The sequence below is a fragment of the Sulfitobacter sp. UBA4523 genome (genome assembly GCF_002388305.1).
Lineage (GTDB): Bacteria > Pseudomonadota > Alphaproteobacteria > Rhodobacterales > Rhodobacteraceae > Sulfitobacter > Sulfitobacter pontiacus.
Genome location: NZ_DGMH01000005.1, coordinates 35631 through 45389, shown reverse-complemented (window position 1 = coordinate 45389; position 9759 = coordinate 35631). Strand labels below are relative to the sequence as shown.

The 9759-nt window shown below is 59.2% G+C and carries 14 protein-coding genes; 7 read left to right on the top strand and 7 right to left on the bottom strand.

The window, feature by feature from the left end:
- The coding region (locus B3849_RS00730; protein ID WP_414718002.1) for a chromosome segregation SMC family protein at positions 1-1312 on the top strand (1312 nt) is incomplete at its 5' end.
- An 11-nt stretch (positions 1313-1323) separates the two neighbouring features.
- Here B3849_RS00730 and B3849_RS00725 read toward each other — a convergent pair.
- Entirely contained in the window at positions 1324-2298 is a 975-nt protein-coding gene (locus B3849_RS00725; RefSeq protein ID WP_278424405.1) for a glutathione S-transferase family protein, read from the bottom strand.
- Between the two features lie 174 nt (positions 2299-2472).
- Between B3849_RS00725 and B3849_RS00720 the strand changes: the two genes are divergently transcribed.
- On the top strand, positions 2473-2832 hold the full coding sequence (locus B3849_RS00720) for a hypothetical protein (RefSeq protein ID WP_286779698.1): 360 nt from the start codon (positions 2473-2475) through the stop codon (positions 2830-2832).
- 2 nt (positions 2833-2834) lie between these two features.
- Here the strand turns inward: B3849_RS00720 and B3849_RS00715 are convergent, their stop codons facing one another.
- Positions 2835-4004: a MalY/PatB family protein gene (locus tag B3849_RS00715; RefSeq protein ID WP_278424402.1), complete on the bottom strand. Its 1170-nt coding sequence runs from the start codon at positions 4002-4004 to the stop codon at positions 2835-2837.
- A 99-nt stretch (positions 4005-4103) separates the two neighbouring features.
- On the opposite strand from B3849_RS00715, the gene def (B3849_RS00710) reads away from it, so the two are divergent.
- From def (B3849_RS00710) to B3849_RS00690, 5 genes are read left to right on the top strand one after another with little or no spacing between them, the layout of a single operon-like run.
- Positions 4104-4622, top strand: coding sequence for a peptide deformylase (gene def / locus B3849_RS00710; protein ID WP_278375850.1), 519 nt, complete (start codon positions 4104-4106; stop codon positions 4620-4622).
- Positions 4619-5086, top strand: a complete 468-nt coding sequence (def, locus tag B3849_RS00705; RefSeq protein WP_286779697.1) for a peptide deformylase — start codon at positions 4619-4621, stop codon at positions 5084-5086. Before def (B3849_RS00710) ends, def (B3849_RS00705) begins: the two co-directional genes overlap by 4 nt.
- Complete coding sequence (def, locus tag B3849_RS00700; RefSeq protein WP_278424399.1) at positions 5083-5580, top strand: peptide deformylase; 498 nt, start codon at positions 5083-5085, stop codon at positions 5578-5580. The genes def (B3849_RS00705) and def (B3849_RS00700) overlap by 4 nt, the downstream gene beginning before the upstream one ends.
- A gap of 30 nt (positions 5581-5610) precedes the next feature.
- Positions 5611-6525: a methionyl-tRNA formyltransferase gene (gene fmt / locus B3849_RS00695; RefSeq protein WP_286779696.1), complete on the top strand. Its 915-nt coding sequence runs from the start codon at positions 5611-5613 to the stop codon at positions 6523-6525.
- A gap of 3 nt (positions 6526-6528) precedes the next feature.
- Positions 6529-6768 carry a hypothetical protein gene (locus B3849_RS00690; RefSeq protein ID WP_005849950.1) on the top strand — a complete coding sequence of 80 codons (240 nt, stop codon included), beginning with the start codon at positions 6529-6531 and terminating at the stop codon, positions 6766-6768.
- 2 nt (positions 6769-6770) lie between these two features.
- On the opposite strand, the gene B3849_RS00685 is transcribed toward B3849_RS00690, so the two are convergent.
- The 5 genes from B3849_RS00685 to B3849_RS00665 all read right to left on the bottom strand — a co-directional run.
- Entirely contained in the window at positions 6771-7394 is a 624-nt protein-coding gene (locus B3849_RS00685) for a trimeric intracellular cation channel family protein (protein ID WP_009825341.1), read from the bottom strand.
- Positions 7391-7846, bottom strand: a complete 456-nt coding sequence (gene rnhA / locus B3849_RS00680; RefSeq protein ID WP_005849948.1) for a ribonuclease HI — start codon at positions 7844-7846, stop codon at positions 7391-7393. Before rnhA ends, B3849_RS00685 begins: the two co-directional genes overlap by 4 nt.
- Positions 7847-7915: 69 nt before the next feature.
- A complete protein-coding gene (locus B3849_RS00675; RefSeq protein WP_037941280.1) occupies positions 7916-8368 on the bottom strand; it encodes a DUF3429 domain-containing protein in 453 nt (150 codons plus the stop codon).
- Positions 8365-9315: a 4-hydroxy-3-methylbut-2-enyl diphosphate reductase gene (gene ispH / locus B3849_RS00670; RefSeq protein WP_064215903.1), complete on the bottom strand. Its 951-nt coding sequence runs from the start codon at positions 9313-9315 to the stop codon at positions 8365-8367. The genes B3849_RS00675 and ispH overlap by 4 nt, the downstream gene beginning before the upstream one ends.
- A gap of 144 nt (positions 9316-9459) precedes the next feature.
- Positions 9460-9759: NYN domain-containing protein (locus B3849_RS00665; protein WP_286779695.1), on the bottom strand; the 300-nt coding region annotated here is incomplete at its 5' end.

Here is a 9759-nt window from a genome sequence, read left to right as displayed (position 1 = left end):
CGTCGCCCGCCACGAGGAAGAGGCGATCGAGGGTCGACGTTTGGTGACGGAGGCAGAGAATGCGCTTGCCGCGCTTGACGACGTATCAAGTGCCCGCGCCGATGTGGAGATGTTGCGACAGACCGTTGAAGGCGCGCGCATTGCGATGATGACGAGGCGTTCTGCGCTGGACGAACTGCGTCGCGAGGGCACCGCGCGCGAGAGACGTGCCCAAGACGTCGCCAAGGAGTTGGGCGGCTGGCGGAACCGCCGGGACACGGCGGGTAAACGCAGCGCCGAGCTTCTTGAACGTAAAGAAGCGTCTGAAAGAGAGTTGACCGAAGCGAGCTCTGCCCCCGGGGAAATCGCGGCGAAACGTGAAGAGTTGACGGGCGCAATTTCTGCGGCAGAGACCCGCACGCAGGCGGCCAGCACACAGTTGTCTACCGGGGAAGCCGATTTGCGCGAAACGACATTGGCTGAGCGTGACGCAGAGCGCTTGGCGTCGGAGGCGCGCGAGGCGCGGGCGCGGGCAGAGGCGCGCGCAGATGCGGCGAAGGAAACGGTAACCCTTGCCGCAGAGCGCATTGATGAAGAACGTGACACGACCCCCGAAGCGCTGGCAGAAACACTTGAGATCAATGCAGATGAGATGTCAGATGTCGAGGTTCTTGAAAACCAGCTGAGCCGTTTGAAGGGACAGCGCGAAGCCTTGGGTGCTGTGAACTTGCGTGCCGAGGAAGACGCGAAAGAGGTTCAGGCGGAACACGACACTTTGGTTGGCGAAAAGGCGGATTTGACCGAGGCGATCCGGACATTGCGCAGCGGTATCGCGAGCCTGAATAAAGAAGGCCGTGAACGCTTGCTGACCGCATTCGAAGAGGTGAACAGCAATTTCTCTATGCTGTTTAAACATCTTTTTAACGGTGGTGAGGCCAACCTTGTGATGGTCGAATCGGACGATCCTCTGGAGGCGGGGTTGGAGATTATGTGCCAGCCGCCGGGCAAAAAGCTTAGCACGCTTAGCCTATTGTCGGGGGGCGAACAGACCTTGACCGCGATGGCGCTGATTTTTGCAGTGTTCCTTGCGAACCCTGCGCCGATTTGTGTGTTGGATGAGGTTGACGCGCCTTTGGATGATGCGAATGTGACGCGCTTTTGTGACCTGTTGGACGAGATGTGCCGACAGACTGACACGCGCTTTTTGATCATCACGCACCATGCTGTCACCATGGCGCGAATGGATCGGCTGTTCGGCGTCACCATGGCGGAACAGGGCGTCAGCCAACTGGTCTCTGTCGATTTGAAGAAGGCAGAAACGCTGGTGGCCTAACGTCCGTGTCCCTAATCGCGCCCATGTGGGGCGGTGAAATCGACCGTCGGGTTAATCGGGATGATCTGATGCGGGTTCACCGTGGTTTGACTGAAATGGTAGTGCCGAACAATGTGATCGAAATGCACGGTCTCGGCGATATCAGCGTGTTGATAAAGTTGCCGCGTATAGGCCCAAAGGTTCGGGTAATCGGTAAGGCGCTTATGGTTGCACTTGAAATGGGTGTGATACACGAGGTCAAAGCGCGCGAGGGTCGTGAACAGCCGCCAGTCGGCCTCGGTCAACTTGTCGCCCGCGAGAAAACGGTTGTTTTCGAGGATGCTCTCGAGCCACGCCAGACTGTCAAAAAGCGGATGAACCGCGTCGTCATAGGCATCTTGAGACGTCGCGAACCCGGCTTTATAGACGCCATTGTTAACGGTCTCGTAAACGCGTTCGTTGATGTCGGCGATTTGTTCGCGCAGGTCAGTCGGCCAATAATCATCAGTATTGCCGGTGATTTCATTAAACGCATTGTTGAACATGCGAATGATCTCGGCCGATTCGTTCGATACGATCGTGTTTTGCGCCTTGTCCCAAAGCACAGGCACCGTGACGCGGCCTGTAAAATTTGGATCGGCTTTGATATAAATGTCACGCAAAAAGTCACTGCCAAAGAGGGTGTCTCCGGTCGCGCCTTCGAAATCTGTTGCGAAAGTCCAGCCGTCTTCCATCATATCGGGGTGTACGACCGACACGCTGATATGGTCGGTAAGGTCTTTCAGCGCGCGGAAAATCAGTGCGCGATGTGCCCAAGGGCAGGCATAGCTGACGTAGAGGTGATACCGCCCTGATTGAGCCTGAAAGCCTGATTTTCCTGACGGGCCCGCGCTGCCGTCCGCTGTGACCCAGTTGCGAAATTTGGAGGTGGAGCGTTCAAACTTACCTCCGGTAGACTCCGTATCGTACCATTTATCGCGCCATTCTCCGTCGATCAGCAGTCCCATACACCACTCCTTTACTTGTTCGTGTTCAAGGTAAGTTCAGACGGGCGAAAGGCCATAGCACGCGACGCACAGGGGGGCTGCGTTGATGCACGTCGAATAAATTCTTGGGGCGCACTTGATTTTGAATCCCAACACGTCACGCTTCATGTTGGAAGTCTTTGGAGGGAGGAAGCTGTGGAAGCCATATTGCCGAAAGACATTCAGGCCGGGCTGGATGCCGCACGTGTCGATAGCCTGCGAAAATCGTCGCGTTTGCGGGTACACGCGGACGGGGTCGAACATAAGGTCCTGCGTTATTGGGACACCGGCTTCTCGCTTGATGCGCAGACGGGACCGCAGTTGCGCGGTCGGGTCGATTTATTCGATGGCGCGGCGCATCTGTTTCAATGTTTGATCGTCGCGGTAGAGCAAGAAGGCGGCGAAATGCTGTTTGATTTCAAACGCGCAACCCGTGTCGCGAAATCTGCGGCGCTGGATTTCGAACGGGCTGCAGATGCGCCGGCGGGCTTGATCACCGTCGACGCACCGCATTGATTTTATTGCAGGTCTTTGAACGCCTCGCGCAGACGGTTGCAGGCTTCTTCTACCCGGGCGCGCGGGGTGGCGATGTTGAACCGCAGGAAGCTTTCCCCGCCCTTGCCAAAAGTTGGCCCGTGGTTTGCAGCAATCCCAGCGGAGTTTTCGACCCGTTGGGTGAACTCTGATCTGTCCATTCCGGTCCCGCTGAAATCGACCCAAGCAAGGTAGGTTGATTGAAGCGGCATGGATTGCAGCCCGGGAATGTCCTGAATCGCAGCGTCAAAGATCTGCCGGTTGCCGTCCAGATAGCTGACCAGATCATCAACCCATGCGGCCCCTTCCGGCGAATAGGCTGCGGTCGCCATAAACAGACCGAAGGAGTTTGGCGAAAGCCCCATGGCTGCAATGCGTGCTGCAAAGGTTTCGCGGAGCTTCGGATCGGGGATGATCACGTTGCCTGAGTGGGAACCGGCAATGTTAAAGGTTTTGGTTGTCGCGGTCATCATGACCAACCGATCAGCCACGCCATCGATCAGGGCCATTGGGATGTGCGTATGACCAGGCATCACCAGATCATGGTGAATCTCGTCCGAGACGAGGACAAGGTCATGGCGTTTGGCAAAGGCTGCGACCTGTTCCAACTCTGACCGGGACCAAACACGCCCGCCCGGGTTATGGGGGGAACAGAACACCAGCATCGTCTCGTTGCCCGTCATTTGCGCGTCATAGGTATCGAAATCGAGCGTATACTGGCCGCCTTCTATCGCCATTTCGCATTCGACCACCTGCCGCCCTGCGGCGGAGATCACACGCGCAAAGGCGTGGTAAACCGGTGTGAACAGGACAACTCCGTCCCCGGGCTTGGTGAAGGCGTCTACGCACATCGCGGTTCCGTTAACCAGGCCGTGCGTGGTGAAAATCCACTCGGGCGCGACTTTCCAGCCGTGTCGATGCTCCATCCACCATTGGATGGCGCCCAGATATTTGCTGTCATCGCCGAAGTAGCCATAGACACCATGGTCCAACATATCTTGCAGCGCGGTTTGAACCACCTGAGGCGGGCGGAAATCCATATCCGCAACCCACATGGCAATGCCCGTATCCGCGGGGACGCCGTAGATCGGCTCCATCTTGTCCCATTTCGCGCAATGGGTGCCACGCCGGTCGATGATTTCGTCAAAGCTCATGGGGTTCTCCTGTCAGATTTGGCCGACACGCTAAACCTAATCGACCAGACCGCAAGCCCCGAGGTTGCAGCGGCGCAGGTGTTGGCCTAAATCAACCAAATGATACGCAATATTTTACTACACCCTGACCCGCGGCTGAAAAAGCCATGCGCCCCCGTGACCGATATGACGGACGAGTTGCGCAGCTTGGCTGATGATATGCTCGCCACGATGTATGACGCACCGGGGATCGGTCTTGCGGCCCCCCAGATCGGGGTGATGCACCGCTTGATCGTCATGGATTGCGTAAAGGAAGAGGGGGAGACGCCGCGACCGCTGGTGATGTTCAACCCCGAAATCATCGCCGCCTCGGACGCGCTGAACACCTATGAAGAAGGGTGTTTGTCGATCCCCGAGCAGTTTGCCGATGTGACGCGCCCCGCAGATGTGGACGTGCGCTGGATCGATATCGACGGGAACGAGCAGACCGAGACCTTTACCAAACTATGGGCGACCTGCGTGCAGCACGAGATCGACCATCTGGATGGCAAGCTTTTTATCGATTATCTCAAACCGATGAAGCGCCAGATGATCACGCGCAAAATGACCAAGCTGAAACGCGAACTGGCGCGCGGATGAGCGTGTTGGACATCGTGACCTGGCCTGACGCGCGGCTGACAGCTGTGTGCGCGCCTGTCGCCACGCGCACGCCCGAGATCGACCAGCTGATCGCTGATATGTTCGAGACGATGTATGCCGCGCCCGGTCGCGGGTTGGCGGCCCCGCAAGTTGGCCGGACCAAGCGTATTTTCGTTTTCGATGCGGGCTGGAAGGACGGCACCCCGACGCCTGTCGCCTGTATCAATCCGCAGATTGTCAGCCTGTCTGACACCCGCGCGATTGGCGAAGAGGGATGTTTGTCGATCCCCGGCGTGCCGATGGATATTGCCCGCGCAACAGAGGTTACGTTGCGGTGGACGGATGCTGATGGCACCCACGAGCGAAAGTTTACCGGCGCAGAGGCCGTGATCGTGCAGCATGAATATGACCACCTTGATGGCATCGTCATTTATGACCGTGTCGCGCAGGAGCAAAGCCAATGACCGTTCGTCGCATTCTTCCGTGGCCGCACGCCTGTTTGCGGACGCCCGCCACCCAAGTGGCAGAAATAAATGATGAAATTCGTGCGCTCTGGGACGACATGATCGACACGATGGACGCGATGCCGGGGGTCGGGCTGGCCGCACCGCAGATCGGGGTGTCGCTGCAGGTCGCCGTTGTCGATGCCTCGCAAGCGCGGGACAAGCGGATCCGTTTGGCAAACCCTGTCGTCATCGACGCTTCGGCGATCATGAATGAATACGAAGAGGCGAGCCCGAATTTGCCCGGAATATCGGCCAAGATCCGGCGTCCACGTGGTGTGAAAGTGCAGTATCTTGACGAGCAGGGCGCGACAGTGACGCGCGATTTCGTCGGGTTGGAGGCGACCAGCGTGCAGCATCAGATCGACCATCTTGCCGGAAAAATGTTTGTCGACAATCTGAGTAAAACGCGTCGTGATATGCTGCTGCGCAAGGCGCGCAAGTACAAGGGCTGATTGCCTCTATGGTTTGAAGGGAAGTGTTCGATGCGTCTTATCTTTATGGGAACACCTGATTTTTCAGTGCCAGTGTTGGATGCGTTGGTCTTGGCCGGCCACGAAATCGCCGCCGTCTATTGCCAGCCGCCGCGCCCTGCAGGGCGAGGCAAAAAGGACCGCCCCAGCCCGGTGCAGCAACGGGCAGAGGCTTTGGGGTTATTGGTACGTCACCCCGTTTCGTTGAAAACCGCCGAAGCGCAGGCGGAGTTTGCAGCGCTCGGCGCGGATGTGGCTGTTGTTGTGGCCTATGGTCTGATCTTGCCCCAAGCCGTTCTGGATGCGCCGAAATCCGGGTGTCTGAATATCCACGCGAGTTTGTTGCCCCGATGGCGGGGGGCCGCGCCGATCCATCGGGCGATCATGGCGGGCGACGTTGAAACGGGTGTGTGCATCATGCAGATGGAGGCGGGGTTGGACACGGGGCCCGTACTGTTGCGCGCTGCGACGCCGATCCGCACCACCGAGACGACGATCGAACTGCATGACCGACTAAGCGCCATGGGCGCAGAGTTGATCGTGGAAGCACTTCGGCAACTGCCTGACCTGCAACCGGAACCGCAGCCCGAAGAGGGCGTGACCTATGCCAGTAAAATTGACAAGACCGAGGCGCGCATCGATTGGTCACGCCCCGCAACAGAGGTGGACCGGCAAATCAGGGGGCTGTCGCCGTTTCCTGGTGCATGGTTCGATCTGGACGGCACGCGGGTGAAGGTGCTGGCATCGAAGCTTGCCGATGGCGAGGGTGCAGCGGGCGAGGTTCTGGATGACACTCTGCGCGTCGGTTGCGGGGAGGGTGCGGTTCAGCTGATCCGCTTGCAACGTGCGGGGAAAGCGGCGCAAGATGCGCAGACATTCCAGCGTGGTGCGCAGATCGCTGCGGGCACAGTTCTAAGCAAAGGGTAAATCATGCTTCCGACGCTTATTGGCACGGTTGTGATCGCGGGGCTTGTCGGCTTTTTCGCCGAAAAGTCAGGCTTTACCCGCAACGGCTATCTTGCCTCGATCATCATCTGCGTGGGCGGCGCTTTTCTGTTTTATTTCGTGCGGTTGATGTTCGGCTTCGGGTTTAATTCGGCCGGCATGAACGCTATCGCGTCCTCTATCGGGGCACTGATCATCGTGCCGTTTCACTGGCGTCGAAAGTAACGTTACACCCGCGGCGGGCGGCTTTTGTACACGGGCAGGTGCCACCCGAAATACAGCGATCCGGCACGCAAAATCCATGTCATACAGGCACCGGCAAACAGCGCCAGCGCATCATCGCCCAGAATGCTACGGATGATGACAGCGGTTGCGGCACCGGCGAAAGCGGCGGTCACATAAAGTTCACCCTGTTGCAGAACAAGCGGCACTTCTCCCACGACAACATCGCGCATCAACCCGCCCATGCAGCCTGTGATCATCCCCATCAGCACCACGACCACAGCGGATTGATCAAGCGAGATCGCCACACCCGTACCCGCAGCAACCGCCACCGCGAGCGCCACGGAATCGAGCCATAGCAGCGCGCGATAGCGGCTTTCGAGGAGATGCGCGGTAAAGAAAACCACCATCGCGGCAGTGACGCCCACGGCGAGATGGGTGGGGTTCGCAATCCAGAAAATCGGGTTTCGATCCAGCAACAGGTCGCGCAGTGTGCCGCCGCCCAAGGCCGTGAGGCAGGCGATAAAGGCGAAGCCTACAAGGTCAAGCTGAGCGCGGCTGGCGACCAGCGCCCCCGTAATCGCAAAGACCAGAACGGAGGCATATTCCAGCAGGGTGATCAGGCTCATTTGGTTTTGAACGGGGCCATGCCCGCCCGCGCGAGTTCATCCGCGCGCTCGTTCTCGGGGTGGCCCGCGTGGCCTTTGACCCATTCCCAGGTGACCTGATGCCGCGCATTTGCCGCATCCAGCCGCTGCCAAAGCTCCGCGTTTTTGACGGGCTTTTTAGCGGCATTCTTCCAGCCGTTTTTCTTCCAGCCGTAGATCCAGCCGGTGATGCCATTTTTGACATAGTTGCTGTCGGTGACGATTGTGATCTCGGTCGGGCGGGCCAGCGCCTCGAGCGCGCTGATGGCGGCCATCAGTTCCATCCGGTTGTTGGTGGTGGCGGGTTCGCCGCCTTTCAACTCGCGTTCCTTAACGATCTTGTCGCCATCCATCGCCCGCATCAGGGCACCCCAGCCACCGGGGCCGGGATTGCCGGAACAGGCACCATCAGTATATGCAATCAGCTTGGTCATGGGGCTGCCTTATCCAGTCTGGCGTGGGGGCGTCCAGCCTAATCTACGCCCCGCCCGCAAGTTTCGCTGCTATAGAAAGACGCCCACAGCCAGACACGCCAGCACGACGGCGGTCAGAAGCGTGCGCAGCTTTAGCCACCAGCGCGGCGCAAGACGCCAGTGCCAGAAGGCGGCATCAAGGACGAGTAGACCCGCAAAACCGAACATCAGGTTCAGCCCCGCACCCACGGGGCCGCCGCTGGTCATGAAGAACGCCCAAAGCGCCGGGATCACGGCGAGGATATAGCCGGCCGTCGCCTTCGCCCCGCTGGTCTTGGTTGCGAATCCCCATAGCACGCCGGACATGAAGGAAAGAATAACTGTGCCATAGAACAGCTGGATATATGGCCCGACAAAACGGCCGCCGAACGTCGCCGCGCCCCAGTTCGCCAAGGGATCGACCAGCCCGGTCAAGGCCCCCCAGACAAAGGGAGTAAGCCCGGCAAGGCCAAGCCAAAGCGGCGCGCGGGGGATGCCGGTCATGCGGGTACCCGAAGCACACGGGGGACTTTGAATTCCACATTCTCTACCGCGGTTTCGACCATTTCGGTGGTCACATCGTAGCGGTCTTTGAACGCGTCAATGACCTCGTTGATAAGTTGTTCGGGGGCCGAGGCACCGGCGGTGATCCCGATGCTTTTGATCCCCTCGAGGCTGCGCCAGTCGATGTCCGTCGCGCGCTGCACCAGTTGGGCGTAATCGCAGCCCGCACGCGATCCGACCTCGACCAGACGGCGGGAGTTCGATGAGTTTGGCGCGCCTACAACAAGCATCGCATCACACTTCGGTGCCATTGCCTTCACCGCTTCTTGACGGTTGGTCGTGGCGTAGCAGATGTCTTCTTTGTGCGGCCCGATGATCTGCGGGAAACGTTTGTTCAGGGCGGCGACAATCTCGGCTGTGTCATCAACGCTTAACGTCGTCTGGGTGACATAGGCCAGCTTGCTCGGGTCGCGCACCTCGACGGTTTCGACATCGGCGGGCGTTTCGACCAGCAGAACCTCGCCCGGGGGGAGCTGCCCCATGGTGCCAATGGTTTCGGGATGGCCCGCGTGGCCGATCATGATCATCTGCAGCCCCGCGTCGGCGTGGCGCTGTGCCTCGATATGCACCTTGGAGACAAGCGGGCAGGTCGCGTCGACATAGACCATATTGCGGGCCTCGGCCTTGGCGGGGACGGCTTTCGGTACGCCGTGCGCCGAGAATATCACGGGCCGGTCATCAGGGCATTCCGACAGTTCCTCGACAAAGATCGCACCCCGTTCGCGCAGCCCGTCGACGACGAATTTATTGTGCACGATCTCGTGGCGCACATAGACCGGCGCGCCCCATTTCTCGATGGCCATTTCGACGATCTTGATCGCGCGGTCGACGCCCGCACAGAAACCGCGTGGCGCGGCAAGATACAGGGTCAAAGGCGGTTTGGTCATCACACTCTCCTTGGGCATGGGCCATAGGTAAGGGTTGCGCGGCGCATCGTCCAGACCAGCGGCGGCACAGTCTGATGCTTCAAATGCGCGCGCATTTATTGCGGGGGCATGAGGGATGCGGAGATTTAGGCGCGCCGTCGCGGGTTATTCGTCAGATGTTTCACGTGGCGGCCGGCCAATAACGTCGCGCAGGTCTTCGAGTTCGATAAAGTTGTCCACTTGGCGGCGCAGCTCGTCCGAGATCATGGGCGGTTGGCTGCGGATCGTGCTGACGACAGAGACGCGCACGCCTTGGCGTTGAAGGCTTTCGACCAGCGGGCGGAAATCGCCGTCACCGGAGAAGATCACGATGTGATCAAGATGTGGCGCAAGCTCCATCGCGTCGACCGCAAGCTCGATATCCATGTTCCCCTTGACCTTCCGGCGGCCCATGCTGTCGGTGTA